Raw genomic sequence first — 18299 nt, forward strand, 5'->3', positions numbered from 1 at the left:
CCACCGCCACCACCGCCGCCACTACCTCCGCCGCCGCCACTACCTCCGCCACCACCACCGCTTCCCCCGTCCTTGGCCTGAACGCTGGCCACCCCGGACACGCTGTCCGGGATCAATACGGTGGAGGCCGACAGAACCGCGCCGATGGCCATGGCGAGCATGAGCTTTTGAATGTGCATATCGTTCTCCGTCTTGTGGGTCTGGGTTGGGAACGTGGATGTGCGTTGTCGCGTCAGTCCGACCCGTTCCCGGGGTCAGTGGATGCTTGAGGCCAGCTCGAAGATCGGGATGTACATCAGGATCACGATCACGCCGATCAGCAGGCCGATGAACGTCATGAGCAGCGGTTCGAACAGGCGCACGAACCATTCGATCCAGCGGCTGATCTCCTCGTCGTAGAAATCGGCGCTGCGTTCCATCATCTGGCCCAGGTTGCCGGACTGCTCCCCGGCACGCAGCAGGCGCAGGGACACGGGCGTCACCAGGCGGTTGAGCTCCAGCGCGGCGGACAGCGACTGGCCCTCGCGCACCCGCTCGCAGGCCTGATCCAGCCGCGTGCGCGAGGCCACGGTGAGCAGGCCGCGCACCATGCCCATGGCGGTCACCAGCGGGATCCCGCCTTGCAGCAGAATCCCAAGCGAACGGTAGAACCGCGCCAGTTCATACATGACGATCCGCTGGTGCACTGCAGGCAACCGCTCCACCCACCGATCCAGCGCCCGGCGGAACGCCGGCTGCTTCTGCAGCAGCGCAAGCGCCACGACCAGCGCCGCCAAGGCACCGAAGAATTCGCCCTGGTGCGCATGCAGGAACATCCCGCTGCCCATCAGGATCTGCGACAGCCACGGCAGGTTCGAGCCCAACCCTTCGAACACCAGGCTGAAGCGCGGCACCACGTAGCCCATCAGGAACAGCACCACGCCGCCGCCCACCACCAGCAGCAGCAACGGGTAGATCGAGGCGCTGACGATCTTCTGCCGCACCTCGTCCATGCGCTGGCGGTAGCTGACGTAGCGGCCCAGCGCGTCGCCCACCGCGCCGGTCTTCTCGCTGGACTGCACCAGCGCCACGTACAGCGGCGGGAATACCGCCGACAACTGGCCCAGCGCCTGGGAGAAGGATTTGCCTTCGTACAGCAGGCGCACCAGCTCGCTGAGGGTCTTGCGCGCGGCGGGGGCGGTCTCTTTCTCCGCCAGGCTTTCCAGCGCGTCGATCAGCGGCAGGCCGGCGTTGAGCAGGGTGGTCAGCTCCTGGCTGAACAGCACCAGGTTGAACGTCTCGCGCTGGCTCAGGCGCAACGACCGCCAGTGCCGCTCGGCGTGCAGGCTGACCACCCGCAGGCCCTGGTCCTCGGCGATGCGCCGCGCTTCGCTCTGGCCCGGCGCCTCGACGCTCAGCGACACCACTCCGGCCTTGCCCACCGCCTTCAGATGAAAACGCATGTTCGCGCTCCACTCATTGCCAGTTGGTGACTTCGGCGTTTTCGCCGTCGCCGCCGGGCTGTCCGTCCTTGCCCATGGACAGCAGGTCATACTCGGCGTTTTCGCCGGGGTAGCGGTAGGTGTAGGCGCGGCCCCACGGATCCAGCGGCAGTTTTTTCTGGATGTACGGGCCGGTCCACTTCGCTTCGTCGCTCGGGGCGGTCACCAGCGCCTGCAATCCTTGTTCGGTGGAGGGGTAGTGACCGACCTCCAGCCGGTACAGGTCCAGCGCCTTGCCGAGGCCTTCGATCTGCGCCTTGGCGACCTTCACTTCGGAGCGGCCCAATTGGGCGAAGTACTTGGGCGCGACGATCCCGGCCAGCAGGCCGAGCACCACCAGCACCACCAGCAGTTCAAGCAGGGTGAAGCCGTGCTGGGCACGCGGTGACGAACGCAAACACCGTTTCATGATGACCTCCGTGGGCGGGCAGCCGGGTCGCTGCGAGGGCTTGCCCCAGGCTTATGCAATAGCCGTGCTCAGCCCCGGAACTTTGCCCCGGAACTTTGGCCGGGGCCTTGCGCCACGGGCCTTGCGCAAGTCGGCACAGTGCTTGCGTAAGACGGTTCCAGGATCGGTGAGTGGGGCATTTCCCCCAATTTTCAGCGCCGCTCCGGGGAGGCCCACCATGAAACCGTTCGCCACCGGATTGCTCGCCGCAGGACTGCTCGGCGGCCTGTTCCTGACTGCAGTCGCACACGCCGATGTGTTCGTCTCCGTGGACGCCAAGGGCAGCTACGTGCTGTCCAACGTCCACCGCCCCGGCCGCAGCTACGAGCGGGTGATCCACGAACCCGGCAACACGCTGGCCGGCGCCGACCGGCAGCCGCAGATGATCGCCGCCCAGCCCTACGCGGAACTGGTGTCGGCGGCGGCCACGGCCAATCACCTGCCCGAAGCGTTGCTGCACGCGGTGATCAACGCCGAATCGAACTACAACCCCGGCGCCACCTCGCCCAAGGGCGCGGGGGGGCTGATGCAGTTGATGCCCGACACCGCGCGGGAGCTGGGGGTGAAGGACGTCTACGACCCCAAGGCCAACATCCAGGGCGGCGCCCGTTACCTCAAGCGCCTGATGACCCTGTTCGACAACGACATCGCCCTCGCCGTGGCCGCGTACAACGCGGGGCCCGACGCGGTGCTCAGCCGCGGCCGGGTGATCCCGCCGTTCGCCGAAACCCAGCGTTACGTGCCCAGCGTCCTGCGTCAGTACCGGCGTCTTCAGGGGCTGGCGGACGATGCGCCGCTGTAGGCCGGCGCACCGGTCTTTCCCCAACTTCGGGGCAACGGGCGAGGCCCGGAAAACCGGGGAAACGGGTGGGGAATATTCCCCGGTTCTTCAAGTCGTTGCGGCAAGTGCTTGAGAAACAAACCAATTTTTTGTGGCACGCGGATTGCTCCCAAGGCTTTGTCGAGAATCATTCCCTGCGAGCACCCACTGCGAGGTCTGTGATCATGGTAGGCATCCACCACGCTCCGTCCCTGTTGAACTGGCTGCTGTTGCTGGCCTCGATGCTCAGCGTCGAACTGGCCGGCGCGGCGGTGCGCTGCGAGCGCAACCTGGTGGCCAACGTGGTCGCGTTCGATCAGCCGCTGATGTTCAACCGCCTTGGGGCGCAGAACGTCAACGGCATGATGTTCGCCCTGCGCCGGGACGTGGTCGACGACCGCAACGTGTCCCTGGCCCAGGGCGGCGCGGCGGTGCCGGGCAAGGTCTCGCTGCGGCCCGACAAGCGTCCGCGGCCGCTGGTGCTGCGGGTGGCGGCGGGGGATTGCCTGACCGTCAACCTGCAGAACCTGCTGGCGTACCAGGCCAACCCGAACCACCACTCCGCCGAGGGCGGTGAGGACGAGGGCGAAGAGGCATTGGAGAACGCCAACGCCGGCGAGGCCTTCAAGGCCGACGAGCAGGTGGCCGACCGGCATGTCGGGTTCCAGGTCAACGGTTTGCAGGCGGTGAACGGCATCGACGACATCGCCTCGTTCACCGGCCGCAACGGCAACAGCCTGGTCGCCCCCGGCGCGAGCCGTTCCTACACCCTGTTCGCCGAGCGCGAAGGGGCCTTCGACGTCAGCAGCCGCGGCGCGACCTTCGGCGGCGAAGGGGCGGCCGGCAACAACGCCAACGGCCTGTTCGCCCAGGTGGTGGTCGTGCCCAAGGGCGGCCGCACCTACCGCAACACCGTCACCGAAGAAGAGATGCGCCTGGCCAGCACCGGCCGCACGCCGGCCGGCCACCCCGTCGTCGACTACCAGGCCCGCTACCCGCAGCGCGAACCCTGGCTGCGCGAAGGCAAAGCCGGGGCGCCGATCATCGCCATGGTCGACGGCAGCGAAATCATCTCCAGCGAAAGCGACGCCATCGTCATGGGCGGCAACCCCGACGGCAGCTTCCCGGCGGTCACCTATCCGCTGGAGTCGATGGGCAAGCGCAACCCGGCGCTGCCCAACCGGCTGGAGCCGTTCCGCGATTTCGCCGCGCAGTTCCAGGACGAGACCGCCGTCACCCAGGCCTTCCCGGCGTACTTCGCGGATCCGGTGATGGGCCATGTGCTGGAGCCGACCCGCGACTCGTTCATGATCAACTACGGGGCCGGCGGCATGGGCGCGGAAGTCATCGCCAACCGCCTGGGCGTGGGGCCGATGCACGATTGCCTGTCGTGCGCCTATGAAGAGTTCTTCCTGAGCTCGCACACCGTGGGCGACGTGGCGATGCTGGTGGACGTGCCGGCCAACGCCGGCCTTGAGAACATCGCCCCCGGCCAGACCCCGCGCGCCGATCAGGTGGGCGTGAAGGCGACCATGGCGCTGTACCCGTCGGAGCCGTCGAACGTCAACCACAGCTACATCGGGGACTTCGTCAAGTTCCGCAACACCCACAACGGTTACGAGCACCACATCTTCCACCTGCACGGCCACCAGTGGCTGTTCAACCCCAACGACGACAACTCCGACTACGTCGATGCCCAAGGCATCGGCCCGGGCGCCGGCTACACCTACGAAATCGCCAACGGCGGCTCGGGCAACCGTAACCGGGTGGCCGGGGACGCGATCTTCCACTGCCATTTCTATCCGCACTTTGCCCAAGGCATGTGGGCCATGTGGCGGGTGCACGACGTATTCGAGGAAGGCACCCGGCTTGAAGTGTCGCAGCAGGGCGCCGACGGTTTCCACAGCGAACCTTATGCGCTGCGCAGCGGCAAGCCGGCGGCCGGGGCGCGGGCCTTGCCCGACGGCGAGATCATCGCCGGCACGCCGATCCCGGCGGTGGTGCCGCTGCCCGGCAAGGCCATGGCGCCGATGCCCGGCAAGGTCGTGGTGGTGCCGAAGATCAGTGAGACCCTGGTCGCCGGCCACGACGATGACGATGAAGATGACGAAGAAGAGGATGACGACGGGGACGGGCACCACGGCGGCACCGGAGCAGGCCAAGCGGTCGGGTCGCTGGCCCTGGTGGATCGCAGCGAGGCCAACCGCAACGCCGACGGCAGCCTGAAGAACCCCGGTTATCCGTTCTGGATCGGCGGCATGGAAAGTTCGGTGGGCCAGCGTCCGCCGACCCCGCCGCTGGACATGCTCGACGCCGCCTCCGCGCAGGCGCTCAAGGCCAGCGGCAAGGCGCTGTGGGCCAACCTCGACCCGAACCAGTCGGGCGGCTGGGACGGCGGCCTGCCGCGCCATGCGCTGGACGGCAAATCCGCAGGCGGCGAGGCGCACACGGTGACCACTTCGCTGGACTTCTCCAAGGAAGTGGTGCGGGCCAAGCCGATCTATCTGCCGGAGGAAGGCACCGAGGTCGAGCAGGCCGCCATGGCCTTCCACGCGAAAAAGGATCACCCAAGCTTTGCCTTGCTGCCCGGCAACCAGGTGGTGTCCAAGGCCTTCCGCACCAACGGCGCCTTGCCGGTGGCCGGTGCGCCGTACTACGAGCCGTGCATGGACGACCGCCAGAAGCGCCTGACCAGCAGCGCCGGCAGCGGTGAGTTCGCCAGCGGCGAGCGCCTCGACGGGCTGTCGTTCGTCGGCTCGTCGACCTTCACCGCCGACCGCCCGCGGGTCTACAAGGCCGCCAACATCCAGTTCGACGCGGTGTACAACAAGGTCGGCTACCACTTCCCGCAGGCGCGCATCCTGGCGCTGTGGGAGGACGCGTGGCCGGTGATCACCAAGCAGCGTCCGCCGGAGCCGCTGGTGATGCGCATGAACACCTTCGACTGCGTGCAGTACCAGCAGACCAACCTGGTGCCGGCCGTCTATGAGATGGACGACTATCAGGTGCGCACCCCCACCGATGTGATCGGCCAGCACATCCACCTGCCCAAGTGGGACCTGACCGCCGCCGACGGTTCCTCCAACGGCTGGAACTATGAGGACGGGGTGCTTTCCCCCGGCGCCGTGCAGGAACGCGTGCACGCCATCCGCGCCTTCAACGGCTGCGAAGGCAGCGACCCGCGCGACGGCACGCCGGCCTGTCCGAAGGCCCGTGCGCATCCGTTCTTCGGCCAATACGGGCGCAGCGACTGGCTGGGCGCGCGCACGGCGATGCAGCGCTGGTTCGTCGACCCGGTGGTGAACACCAAAGGCGTGGACCGCGGCCTGGGCACGATCTTCACCCACGACCACCTCGGCCCGTCGACCCATCAGCAGATCGGCCTGTACGCCACCGTGCTGGCCGAGCCTGCCGGTTCCACCTGGTTCCACGCCGAGACCGGCGAGCCGCTGTACAGCGGGGCGCGGCAGGACGGCGGGCCGACCTCGTGGCAAGCGGTGATCAACACCGGCGACCTCGACGGCGACGGCCTCAACGACAGCTTCCGCGAGTTCTTCCTGGAGTACAGCGACTTCCAGCACGCCTATGAAGCCGGCGTGTACGTGGGCGCCGGTCCCAACGGGATTCCCGATGCGCAGGCGTTCCCGGCCACCGCCGACAGCTTCCGCTTCGCGATCAACCCGCCGGTGCGCAACAACGCCGGCAACCTGCTCGAAGCGGTGGTCGAGGCCCGCGGCGGGATCAAGCCCGGCTGCCCGAGCCGGCCGTGCCCGCAGGCGATCTCGGTGGATGACCCCGGCATGTTCGTCGTCAACTACCGCAACGAGCCGCTGGCCCTGCGGGTGTTCGACCCGAACAAGGTCGGCCCCGACGGCAAGCGCGGCATGCAGGCCGACGGCCTGGGCGGCGACCTGGCCTACGCCATGCAGAGCCGCACCGACCGGGCGATCCCGGCGATGAACCTGGCGCCGAACCAGATCGCCTCCGCCACCGGGCCCACCGGCGGCACCACGCTGTTCCCGCCGCACATCAACAAGGGCGGCGCCGAGCCCGGCGATCCGTTCACGCCGATGCTGCGCACCTACACCGGCGACAACGTGCGGCTGCGGGTGCACGCCGGCGGCCATGAGGAAGAGCACAACGTCACCCTGCACGGCGTGAAGTGGCTGCAGAGCGGTTCCGGGTTCGGCAACAGCTCGAACTCCGGCTGGCGCGCCTCGCAGATGGTCGGGATCTCCGAGCAGATGGGCTTCATTGCGCCGGTGTCGATGCTCTCCAGTTCCGCCGCCACCACCGGGGACTACCTGTACTCGATGGACGCCTCGATCGAAGGCTACTGGAACGGCATCTGGGGCGTGATGCGCAACTACACCGCCCAGCGCAACGACCTGTTCGCGCTGCCGAACAACTCCAAGCCCACCGGCATGCGCAACACCGTGGCGTTCGACGGCACCTGCCCGCGGATCAGCGCCAACCCCAACGGCATCGGCACCCGGCCCACCGTGCAGCGCAACTATGAAGTGGTCGCGGCGCTGGCCAACGACATCCTGCGCAACCCGCTGGCGCTGGCCATCGGCGATCCGGCCGGGCTCGGCCAGCATGTCGGCGGGCCGCTGAACCCGGCCGGCGGCACGTTGGTGTTCAACTCGCGGCCGGTGAGCATTCCGCAGGTGACGGTGACCGACCCCGAGGACGGCGAGACGATCACGATCGGCGGACAGAGCGGGCCGATCCATGACCCGACCGCGATCCTCTACGTGCGCAAGTCCGACCTCGACCCGGCCACCGGCAAGCTCAAGCCCGGCGTGCCTGTGGAGCCGCTGGTGCTGCGGGCGGCGGCCGGCGACTGCATCAACATCACCCTGGAGAACCGCCTGCCCAGCGTCATGCCGGACCTGGCCCAGACCGCCATCCTGCAAGGCCTGGCCAAGCGTGACCGCAACGGCGGCGACGGCTCGACCACGTTCAACAACAACCTGCTGCGGCCGTCCAGCCATGTGGGCCTGCATGCGCAACTGCTGGCCTACGACATCACCAAGTCGGACGGCGTGAACGTCGGCGCCAACCCGATCCAGACCGTGCCGCCGCGCATCGGCAACAGCGGCGCGTACCCGACCCGTACCTATCAGTACTACGCCGGGCACCTGGAGCGCGAAGGCAAACCGGTGACGCAGCTGGGGCGCAACGTCGACAACATCAACGCCACGGCGGTGGAGTTCGGCGGCCTCAACTTCACCCCGGCGGACGTGATCAAGCAGCCGCAGAAAGGCTTGGGCGGGGCGATGAGCGTGCTGCCGATGGGCGCCACCTGGGTCGAGGACGCCCGCAAAGCGGCGGCCACGGTGACGGTGGCGGGGCAGACGGCCTACCGCGACTTCGCCATGGTCTGGCAGCGTGCCCTCAACTTGCGCTGGGCCAACGGCCGGCCGGTGGAAGGCATCGCCTCCGAAGGCATGGGCGTGCCGAACGATCCGAAGGACAACGCCGGCATGGCCATCAACTACAAGGCCGAACCGATGTGGTACCGCTTCGGGCTGGCGCCGGACGCACCGTTCGGCCGCGCCGACGGCCACGGCTACGGCGACGTGCCGAACGCGCACATGGCCTACAGCAACGCGCTGGTGGGCGGCGATCCGCAGACGCCGGTGTTCTACGCCAAACCGGGGCAGCCGTTCCGTACCCACATCCTGATGCCCACCGGCGGCAGCCGCGGCTCGACCTTCCAGCTCGACGGGCATCTGTGGTCGGTCAACCCGTTCCTGTCGGAGAAGAGCGATGTCGGCGGCTACCCGATGAACGCGCCTGGCGTGGGTTCGGTGAAGTTCGGCTACAACCCGATGTCGATGTACATCGGCGCCCGCGAGAGCGTGCTGCCGGCGGCGCACTTCAGCTTCATGCTGCCGAGCGCCGGGGGCAGCAACGCGATACCGGGGGATTACCTGTTCCGCGACAACGCCTCGTTCGGCAACACCGCCGGGCTGTGGGGCCTGCTGCGGGTGACCAACGAGCCCGAGCCGGCGCCCGCAGGGCAATAGCGGCGCCGCACAGGTGGCTCTTCTGTAGGAGCGAGCCTGCTCGCGAAGGGCACGACGCGGAATCGGATGGTGCGGCAACTGGCGCCATCGCGGGCAAGCCCGCTCCCACAGGGTGCGGCGGTGGGCAGGGGCTCTTCTGTAGGAGCGAGCCTGCTCGCGATGGGCACGACGCGGAATCGGATGGTGCGGCAACTGGCGCCATCGCGGGCAAGCCCGCTCCCACAGGGTGCGGCGGTGGGCAGGTGGCTTTTCTGTAGGAGCGAGCCTGCTCGCGATGGGCACGACGCGGATCTGGATGGTGCGGCAACTGGCGCCATCGCGAGCAGGCTCGCTCCCACAGGGGGGCGGCGGTGTGCGAGGGGATTCTCTGTAGGGGCAGGGCGGTGTGCAGGCGGTTGGGTTTGGCCATGAGGCGGAGGGAGTGCGGTATGAGCTGGATCATCAGAATCAGTGCGTGGATGCTGGCGCTCGCCGGTGCGCTGGCGCAGGCCGACGAGGTGCAGACCCTGGCCCGGGACGGGGTGAAGGTGGACTTCGCGCTCCGGCCGCTCGCCGAGGACGGCACACTGCATGAAGGCGAGTTCGCCGACGTGCAGTTCCGCATCACCGACGCCGCCTCCGGCCAGCCGCTGTCCGGCGTGGCGCCGGGGGCGTGGATCGATCCGCAGGCCGTCGCCGCCGACCAGGCCCAGGGCCGCGACCGCAGCTGCAAGTCGCGGGTCGGGGTGTTCCTCAAGTCGAACATCGGCGCACGGCCGCTGCTCGACCTCAACAGCTATTTCGTGCTGGTGATGAACCGCGACGCCAGCCTCGCCGTGGTCGACCCGTCGGTGTCGGTGGGCGGCATCACCAGCACCCTGGCGCGGATCGAACTGGCCGGGCCGCCGATGGACTGGGTCACGCCGAAGGACAACAAGCAGGTGTTCGTGTCGATGCCGGCGGCGGGACAGGTGGCGGTGATCGACAGCGAGCGCTTCAAGGTGAGCGGTTCCGTCGCCGCCGGCCGCCAGCCGGTGCGGGTGGCGCTGCAGCCGGACGAGCGTCTGCTGTGGGTCGGCAACAACGCGGCCAAGGCCGATGAGTCCGGCGTCACGGTGATCGACACCCAAAGCCTCAAACCGCTCAAACACCTGGCGACCGGCCGCGGCCACCACGAAATCGCCTTCAGCAAGGACAGCCGCTTCGCGTTCGTCAGCAACCGCGACGACGGCACCCTGAGCGTCATCGACGTCGCCAGCCTCAGCCTGCTCAAACAGGTCAAGACCGGCGCCAGTCCGCTGTCGGTGGCCTATTCGCCGCTGTCCGGCGCGGTGTACGTGGCCGACGGCAAGGACGGCACCGTGACCGTGATCGACAGCGCCAGCCATGCGGTGCGGCGGGTGATCAAACTGCAGCAGGGCCTGGGCCCGATGGGCTTCGGCGCCGACGGCCGCTTCGGTGTGGTGCTCAACACCGTGGAAAACCGCGCCACAGTGATCGACGCCGCCAACGACGCGGCGATCCATGACCTGGAGGTGTCCGCCGAACCCTATCAAGTGGTGTTCACCCGGGCCTACGCCTACGTGCGCGGCCTGGCGTCGCCGAAGGTCACGATGATCAACCTGGCGTCCCTGGGCGAAGGGCGCCAGCCGATCAGCCAAGGGTTCGAGGCAGGTCCCCAGCCGCCGCGGCTGGCCGGGGATCTGCCGCTGGCATCGAGCCTGGCGGTGGCGCGGGACGACAACGCGGTGTTCGTGGTCAACCCGGTGGACAACACCACCTATTTCTACGCCGAAGGCATGAACGCGCCGATGTCCGGCTACCCCAACCGGGGCCAGTCGGCCCGGGCCGCGCTGGTCGTCGACCGCAGCCTGCGCGAGGTGTCGCCGGGGCTGTACAGCGCGCGGGTCAAGCTGCCGGCGGCCGGGCGCTTCGACGTGGCGTTCCTGCTCAACCAGCCGAACCTCATTCATTGCTTCACCGCGCAGGTGGAGCCGGACAGCGCTCAATCCCGGCACGCTGGAACGCCCAAGGTCGAGTTCCTGCTGGACAAGACCGCCGTGGCGCTCAACGACCCCTACGTGGTGCGCTTTCGCATCGTGCAGGGCAAGCAGAACACCGCACGCGCTGGGGTGAAGGACGTGCAGCTGCGCTACTTCCTCGCGCCCACTTCGCGCCCCCGCACGGTGGCGGCGCTGGAAGTCGCCGACGGGATCTACGAAGCCCCCGTGACCCTCGACCGCAGCGGCGCGTGGTACCTGCATGTGCGCGCCGCCTCGCTGGGCGCCGGCTTCGACGACAAGACCTTTGCCAGTGTCCGGGTGCTGCCCGGCAAGACTCAGTGACGAGGACGCCACCATGAAGCGATTCGCATCCCGCAGCCTGCTCACCCTGTGCCTGCTGAGCGTCGGCATCCACCCGGCCAGCGCCCATTCGACGGACGAGCACGCCGGCCACAAGGCACCCGCCGCCAGCGCCCAGGAACACGCCCAGGTCAAGTTCGCCGACGTGCCCCTGGTGGACCAGAACGGCAAGACCGTGCACCTGGAACAGGACCTGGTGCACAACAAGATCGTGGTCATGAGCTTCATCTACACCAGTTGCACCACGGTCTGCCCGGTGGTCTCGTCGATCATGGGCAAGGTGCAGAAGCAGCTCGGCGCCCGGGTCGGCGGCGAAGTGCAGTTGGTGTCGATCAGCATCGATCCGCAGCGCGACGACCCCAAGCGCCTGCAGGAATACGCCCGCATCTTCCAGCGGGGGCCGGGCTGGAGCTGGCTGACCGGCTCGCCCCGGTCCATCGACGCCACCCTCAAGGGCCTGGGCAGTTTCAGCGGTGACTTCAAGAACCATCAGCCGCTGATCCTCGTCGGCGACGGCAACAGCCGCCACTGGATGCGCTACTACGGCTTCACCGATCCGGCCCTGCTGGCCAAGGAAGTGGAGAAACTCAGCGGCCTGCGCACCCACGCCAAACACACGGCCATCGCCATGGAGCAACAGCCATGAGAACCCTCGACTGGATCACCCTGACCGTGTGCTTCTGGATCTTCAGCCTGGTGGCGTTCGCCCACGAGGGCCATGTGCAGCCAGCCCCCGCCACGGCCAGCGCCGCCCCGGCCAAAGGCACCCACGACGCGAAGACCTGGTTCACCGACACCCTGCTGACCGACCAGCACGGCCAGACCCAGCGCTTCTACAGCGACGCCCTGCAGAACCGCGTGGTGCTGCTCAACGTCATCTTCACCAGCTGCAACGACGCCTGCCCGCTGATCACCCGCAAGCTCAAGGAAGTGCGCGAGCTGCTGGGCGACAAGGCCGACGGCGTCACCTTCATTTCCCTTACCAGTGACCCGCTGCGCGATACGCCGGCGGTGCTCAAGGCTTACACCTTGAAGCAGGGCGCCGATGACCCTCACTGGCTTTTTCTCACCGGCGACAAGGCGCAGATGGATCTGGTGCTCGGCCGCATCGGCCAGATCGTGCCGACCCCGGAGCAGCACTCCACCCAGTTGATCGTCGGCGATGTGGCCAACAAGCGCTGGAGCAAGATCCGCCCCGACGCCCCCGCAGCGGCCATCGCGCAGCGCTTGCAGCTGCTGACGATGCCCGTGGCCGGACGCTGAGGCCTGGCCATGAAAACCGCTCCCGCAGGATTTCCAGTCGCGATCCTCCGCATGCTTGTCTTGGTTCTGCTCACCGGAACCAGCCTGGGCGCGGGCGCGCTGTCGCTGACCGACGAGGAAAGCGCCGGCAAGCGCCTGTACCGCGAAGGCCTGTCGGCCAGCGGCGAGCCGATCATGGCGCGGGTCGGCGCGGCGGATGTGCTGCTGCCGGCCACCAGCCTGCCGTGCGCCAACTGCCACGGCGCCGACGGCCTCGGCCGGCCCGAGGGCGGGGTGCGCCCGCCGGAGCTGAACTGGGCGCGGCTGACCAGCGCCTACGGCCAGCAGGTCAACGGCCGCCGCTATCCGGCCTACGATGACGCCAGCCTGGCGCGGGCGATCCAGCAGGGCCGCGACCCCGGCAACCATCGGTTGGATGCGAGCATGCCGCGCTTCCTGTTGTCGATGAAGGATCAGCGCAACCTCACCGCGTACCTCAAGCGCCTGGCCGACGAGCGCGACCCGGGGCTGGAGGCGGACACCCTGCACCTGGGCACCCTGTTGCCCAGCCAGGGCCCGCTGGCCGAAGAGGGCGCGACGGTGGCGGCGGTGCTCAACGGCAGCGTGGCGCGGATCAACGAGGCGGGCGGCATCCATGGCCGGCAGTTGCGTCTGACCGTGGCCGACCCCGGCCCCGACCGGGCCAGCGCCGAACAGGCCCTGCAACGGCTGATCGACGACGAGCACGTGTTCGCCCTGATCGCGCCGCTGGCGCCTGCGCTGGACAGCGAACTGGCGCCGCGCCTGGAACAGGCCGGCCTGCCGCTGATCGGGCCGCTGTCGCTGCAAGGCCCGATGCCGTCGAGCCCGCAGATCTTCGAACCGTTGCCGGGCCTGCGCGAGCAACTGATCGCGCTGGCCGACTACGCCACGGCCAGCCTGCGGGTGCTGCAGGGGCCGACGCTGATCGCCTATCCCGACGACCCGGGCCAGGCGCAGGCGGCCCAGGCCCTGGGTCGCTACCTGCAGAACCACGGCTGGCAGAAGGTGCAGGTGCAGGCCTACGACGCGGCCGCCGGTACGGTGCCGCTGGGCTCGCGTTCGGTGTTCTACCTGGGCAGCGGCGGCGGGTTCAGCCGCTTGGCGAACGGGCTGCAGAAGGCCGGGCAGGTGCCGTACCTGTTCGCCGCGTCGAGCCAGGTGGCCGGGGACCTGTTGCAGGTGCCGGACGGTTTCTCGCGGCGGGTGTTTCTGGCCTATCCGTTCGTGCCCAGCGACTGGACCCAGGCCGGGCGCCTGGCGCTGACCTTGCTGCGCGAGCATCAGGGCCTCGGCGCCCAGCACGCGGTGCTGCAAGTGGGCGCCTACGCCTCGATGCTGCTGTTCAGCGAAGGCATGAAGCAGGCCGGGCGCGACGCCAGCCGCGAAAAACTGGTGGCGGCGCTGGAAGGCCTGCACGACTTCGACACCGGCCTGACCCCGCGCATCAGCTTCGGCCCCGGACGCCGGTTGGGGCTGAGCGGGGCCCATGTGGTGACGATCGATTTGCCCGACCAGCGCTTTTACTTGGTGGCGCCCTACAGACCTGTTGTCGACACACCCTGACCGGAGCGATGGATCATGAAGCTCAAGACGATGCTGTTGCTGTTCGCAGGCTGGCTCCCGGCGGCGTTCGCCAGTCAGGAACCGGTGGCCGCGCGGGTCAACGGCGAGGCCATTTCCGAATTCCGCCTGGAGCGCTACTTCACCGAATACCTGGAAGACCAGGGCCGCGCCGTGGCGAGCATCCGCAACCCCAAGGCGTACAGACAGTTGCGGCAAGCGGCGTTGCAGATGCTGATCGACAAGGAACTGCTGTGGCAGGAGTCGCGCAAGCGCGGGGTGCAGGTCGATGAGCAAACCGTGCGCCAGCAGGTCGAGCAGACCCGCCAGGCCATCGGCGGCACGGAGAAATTCTCCCGGCGCCTGCAAGAGGCCGGCTTCGACGAGGCCTCGTTCACCGAGTACACCCGCCGCGAACTGGCGGCCCAACGGATGTTCGCCGAACTGACCCGCACTGACGATCCAGCCGAGCAAGAGGTGCGCGCCTTCTTCGAGGAACACCGCGCCGAGATGGGCACGCCGGAGCAGGTGCAGGCCCGGCACATTCTGGTGAAGGTGGCGCGGGAGGCCGATTCCGCCACGGTCGAGGCGGCGCGTCTACGCTTGATGCAGATGCGCGAGGCGGTGGTGCGGGGCGAAAGCTTCGCCAGCGTCGCGCAAAAGGGCTCGCAAGATGCCACGGCCAGCCAAGGCGGGCAGTTGGGCTACTTCGCCCGCGGGCAGATGGCGCCGGCGTTCGAGGCGGCGGCGTTTGCCTTGAGGCCCGGGGAACTCAGCCAAGCGGTGCGCACACCGTTCGGCTGGCATTTGATCATCGTCGAGAACCACAAGGAGGCGGCCGATGTCCCAGAGGAGCAAGGGCTGGAAACGGTCAGGGCCTACCTTGCCCGACAGCGACAGACCCAGGCTCGTCGTCAGGCGCTCGCGCAATTGCGGGCGCAGAACAGGATCGAACGCATTGACGACGACTGAAGGTTCCCCCCCAATAGTGGGGAATGGCTTCGATGCCCATTCAGGTGCTTCCCCGTTTCTGGGGAACGGGGTACCGGGACGAGCGGGCATTTCCATTCAATTCAAGGACATGAAAACAGAAAATGACCGGCACCCGGCCTGGCATGAAGTGTGCGTTACCTCTGGCGAGGCGCACTCCACCAGGCCCGGCCCGAGGTTTCCACTGCCGGACCTGCGGTTTCAAGGAGTCCACCTTGGTTAACAAAGTACTGGTTGTCGAAGACGAACAGCAGTTGGCGGAAAACCTTCAGGTTTACCTGTCGACGCAGGGGCTGGACGTCCGGATTGCACATGACGGCGCGGACGGGATCGGCCAGGCCGAGACCTTCGCCCCCGATGTGATGGTGTTCGATTACCGCTTGCCCGATATGGAAGGCTTTGAGGTGCTCGACGCCGTCCGCCGGAACAGGACGTGTCATTTCGTGCTGATAACGGGTCACCCGACCGCTGAAGTCTGTGAGCGGGCGCGGCAACTGGGAGTCAGCCACATCCTGTTCAAGCCGTTCCCGTTGGCGGAACTGGCGCGGGCGATCTGTGACCTGCTGGGGATCGAGCGCAGCGCGAGACCCGGTGCGAGCCCTTCGCAAGGGTTCGTCGAACGACGCCAGAGCAAGACCGAGAGCTTCCCGTTGCAGTTGTTCGATGGCAGTTGGGTGCTGGCGGATCGCCGACGAAGCAAGTCGGACGCCCTGGCACCGGATGACGACCAAATGCTCACCGGGGAGTAGTGGCGCGATCAGACGTTCCGGCACCCGCCGCAATGGCCTGCCGCGCCGACTGGGCCCCCGGCCCCGGGCGTTGGAGAGCAAGCCATGGATCGTCTGTCCGTTGTCGTCGAACCGCCGTTGGCCGAGCCGGTGCCGCAAGCGCAGGCCCCGGCACGCTTCACCGCTGAGCAACTGGCCCAGGCCCGGGCACGGGCCGCCGGCTCCGGGGAACGGATGCTCGACGCCCTGGCCGGCCTCAGCGAACTGGCGCCCATGCCGTTCATCGCCAGCCTCGGCGCCACCCTGCATTATCCGGTGCTCGACACCGACAGCCTGTTTTCGGCCGTCCCGGTGTTCGACCGGGTCACCCTCGCGCAATGCCTCAAACGTGAATTCATCCTGCTGCGCCACCGCGACGAGGTCATCGGCGTGTTCGCCGACCCCTTCGACAGCGCACGCCTGGCCTGGATCGACGAGTGCCTGCACGGCGCGCCGCTGTACCTGGTGCACGCCGACGACCTGAGCGCCTACCTGGCCCGCCACGAAGAAAGCTTCCACGCCGTGGAGTCGCTCAACGCCCAGGCCGACGCCGGCACCCAGACCGACACCTTGCAGAGCCTGTCCCTGACCAGCATCAGCGAAGACGCCAGCGTGGTGGTGAAACTGGTCAACTCGACCCTCTACGACGCGCTGAAAATGCACGCCAGCGACATCCACCTGGGCACCACCGGCAACGGGCTGGTGATCAAGTACCGGATCGACGGCGTGCTCAACAACATCAGCAAGATCCAGGGCACCGAGTTCGCCGAGCAAGTGATTTCCCGGGTCAAGGTCATGGCCGAACTGGACATCGGCGAGAAGCGCGTGCCCCAGGACGGCCGCTTCAAGATCGGCATCAGCGGCCGGCAGATCGACTTCCGGGTGTCGATCATGCCGAGCATCTTCGGTGAGGACGCCGTGCTGCGGGTGCTGGACAAGCAGGACCTGGCCGACAAGGTCTGCGGCGTGCAGCTGCAGGCCCTGGGCTTCGAGGACGAGACCCTGCGCCAACTGCGAAGGCTGGCCGCCGAACCCTACGGCATGGTGCTGGTGACCGGCCCCACCGGCAGCGGCAAGACCACCACCCTCTACGCGATGATCACCGAGATCAACCACGGGGTGGACAAGATCATCACCATCGAAGACCCGGTGGAATATCAGTTGCCGGGCGTGCTGCAGATCCCGGTCAACGAGAAGAAGGGCCTGACCTTCGCCCGCGGCCTGCGGTCGATCCTGCGCCACGACCCGGACAAGATCATGGTCGGCGAGATCCGCGACCCGGACACCGCGCAGATCGCCGTGCAGTCGGCGCTCACCGGGCACCTGGTGTTCACCACCATCCACGCCAACAACGTGTTCGATGTGATCGGCCGCTTCACCCAGATGGAGATCGACCCCTACAGCCTGGTCTCGGCGCTCAACGCGGTGCTGGCCCAGCGCCTGATCCGCCTGGTGTGCACGAGCTGCGGCGCGCCGGTGACACCCAGCGAAGAAGAGCTGCGCGCCTCGGGCCTCGACCCGCACAAGGTCGGCCATTACCGCTTCGTCCACGGCAAGGGCTGCGGCCATTGCCGGGGCAGCGGCTACCGCGGGCGCACGGCGATCGCCGAACTGCTGCACCTGGACGACGAGCTGCGGCAGATGATCGTCGAACGCCAACCCATCACCCGGATCAAGGCCCTGGCCTGCGAGCGCGGTCTGCGCCTGCTGCGCGAATCGGCGCTGGAACTGGTGGAACACGGCCGCACTACGCTGGAGGAGATCAATCGTGTCACTTTTATCGCGTGAGCGTTTTGTCGCCGTGCTCGGCGCCAGCGGTGTGGGCCTGGGGCAGCGGCGGGGCAGCGAGATCCTGTGGCTGGGCAGCGTCGGCTACATCGACGAAGGCTTCCAGAGCTACGCGGTGGCGCTGGACACCCTCGACCGCCTGCTCGGCGAACACGCCAAGGCCGGCGCCGAGCTGTGCGTGGTGGTCTCCGGGCACTTCAGCCGTTTCTGCCTGGTGCCGTGGAGCGAGCAGATCTGCACCCCCGAGGAACTGCGCGGCTTCGCCCAGCTGTGCTTCGAAGACCTGTTCGGCGCGCCGACCCAACCCTGGAGCCTGGTGCTGTCCGCCGAGCCTGCGGGCCACGACCGCATCGCCAGCGCCTTGCCGCAGGACTTGCTGGAGCGTCTGCGTGCACTGGTCGCCGGGCGTGGCTTGCGCCTGCGTTCGGTGCAGCCGTACCTGATGACGGCGTTCAACCGCTTCGACCGCAGCCTCGACGCCGGCGATTTCTTGTTCGTGGTCGCCGAACCGCAGCGCAGCGTGTTGCTGCTGGCCCGGGAAGGGCGCTGGACGGCGGTGCGTTCGGTGGGCGGCAGCGACAGCGATGCGGCGCTGGCCGCGCTGGTGGGCCGCGAGCGGCAATTGCAGGCCAGCGCCAGCGAGCGTCCGTTCAACGTCTACCTGCACGCCCCGGCGCGCCTCGATGTGCAGCCGCAGATCGACGGGGTGCAGGTGCGCACCCTCGAAGACGACTCGATGACCGTGCGTGACGGCTTGTACGTCATGTCCCGGGCGGTGGCCTGA

The 18299-nt window shown here is 68.0% G+C and carries 12 protein-coding genes; 10 read left to right on the plus strand and 2 right to left on the minus strand.

Translation table 11 applies throughout. The features are described 5' to 3' along the window. Positions 1-254 precede the first annotated feature (254 nt). On the minus strand, positions 255-1442 hold the full coding sequence (locus CAG41_RS27410) for a type II secretion system F family protein (protein WP_085586851.1): 1188 nt from the start codon (positions 1440-1442) through the stop codon (positions 255-257). A 13-nt stretch (positions 1443-1455) separates the two neighbouring features. Continuing rightward, a complete protein-coding gene (gene gspG, locus CAG41_RS27415) occupies positions 1456-1890 on the minus strand; it encodes a type II secretion system major pseudopilin GspG (RefSeq protein WP_085586852.1) in 435 nt (144 codons plus the stop codon). A gap of 217 nt (positions 1891-2107) precedes the next feature. On the opposite strand from gspG, the gene CAG41_RS27420 reads away from it, so the two are divergent. The 10 genes from CAG41_RS27420 to CAG41_RS27465 all read left to right on the plus strand — a co-directional run bounded on the left by CAG41_RS27420 (position 2108) and on the right by CAG41_RS27465 (position 18299). Beyond that, positions 2108-2731 (plus strand): lytic transglycosylase domain-containing protein, encoded by a 624-nt coding sequence (locus CAG41_RS27420; RefSeq protein ID WP_085634109.1) that lies wholly within the window; start codon positions 2108-2110, stop codon positions 2729-2731. A gap of 203 nt (positions 2732-2934) precedes the next feature. Then, the gene (gene mnxG / locus CAG41_RS27425) at positions 2935-8784 is read left to right on the plus strand and encodes a manganese-oxidizing multicopper oxidase MnxG (protein WP_085707737.1); all 5850 of its coding nucleotides are present in this window, start codon (positions 2935-2937) and stop codon (positions 8782-8784) included. 458 nt (positions 8785-9242) lie between these two features. Then, entirely contained in the window at positions 9243-11108 is a 1866-nt protein-coding gene (locus CAG41_RS27430; protein ID WP_371856136.1) for a cytochrome D1 domain-containing protein, read from the plus strand. A gap of 13 nt (positions 11109-11121) precedes the next feature. Further along, positions 11122-11772: an SCO family protein gene (locus tag CAG41_RS27435; RefSeq protein ID WP_085707729.1), complete on the plus strand. Its 651-nt coding sequence runs from the start codon at positions 11122-11124 to the stop codon at positions 11770-11772. Continuing rightward, positions 11769-12389, plus strand: coding sequence for an SCO family protein (locus tag CAG41_RS27440; RefSeq protein WP_085641230.1), 621 nt, complete (start codon positions 11769-11771; stop codon positions 12387-12389). The genes CAG41_RS27435 and CAG41_RS27440 overlap by 4 nt, the downstream gene beginning before the upstream one ends. A 51-nt stretch (positions 12390-12440) precedes the next feature. Then, the gene (locus CAG41_RS27445) at positions 12441-13973 is read left to right on the plus strand and encodes an ABC transporter substrate-binding protein (RefSeq protein ID WP_256575604.1); all 1533 of its coding nucleotides are present in this window, start codon (positions 12441-12443) and stop codon (positions 13971-13973) included. A 15-nt stretch (positions 13974-13988) separates the two neighbouring features. After that, entirely contained in the window at positions 13989-14942 is a 954-nt protein-coding gene (locus CAG41_RS27450; RefSeq protein ID WP_085586858.1) for a peptidylprolyl isomerase, read from the plus strand. A 233-nt stretch (positions 14943-15175) separates the two neighbouring features. Further along, the gene (locus CAG41_RS27455) at positions 15176-15709 is read left to right on the plus strand and encodes a response regulator (protein WP_085586859.1); all 534 of its coding nucleotides are present in this window, start codon (positions 15176-15178) and stop codon (positions 15707-15709) included. An 84-nt stretch (positions 15710-15793) separates the two neighbouring features. After that, positions 15794-17515: a GspE/PulE family protein gene (locus CAG41_RS27460; protein ID WP_085634111.1), complete on the plus strand. Its 1722-nt coding sequence runs from the start codon at positions 15794-15796 to the stop codon at positions 17513-17515. Beyond that, positions 17496-18299 carry a hypothetical protein gene (locus CAG41_RS27465; RefSeq protein WP_085707730.1) on the plus strand — a complete coding sequence of 268 codons (804 nt, stop codon included), beginning with the start codon at positions 17496-17498 and terminating at the stop codon, positions 18297-18299. Before CAG41_RS27460 ends, CAG41_RS27465 begins: the two co-directional genes overlap by 20 nt.

The sequence above is a fragment of the Pseudomonas sp. B35(2017) genome, from assembly GCF_002113645.1.
GTDB classification, from domain to species: domain Bacteria; phylum Pseudomonadota; class Gammaproteobacteria; order Pseudomonadales; family Pseudomonadaceae; genus Aquipseudomonas; species Aquipseudomonas ekonensis.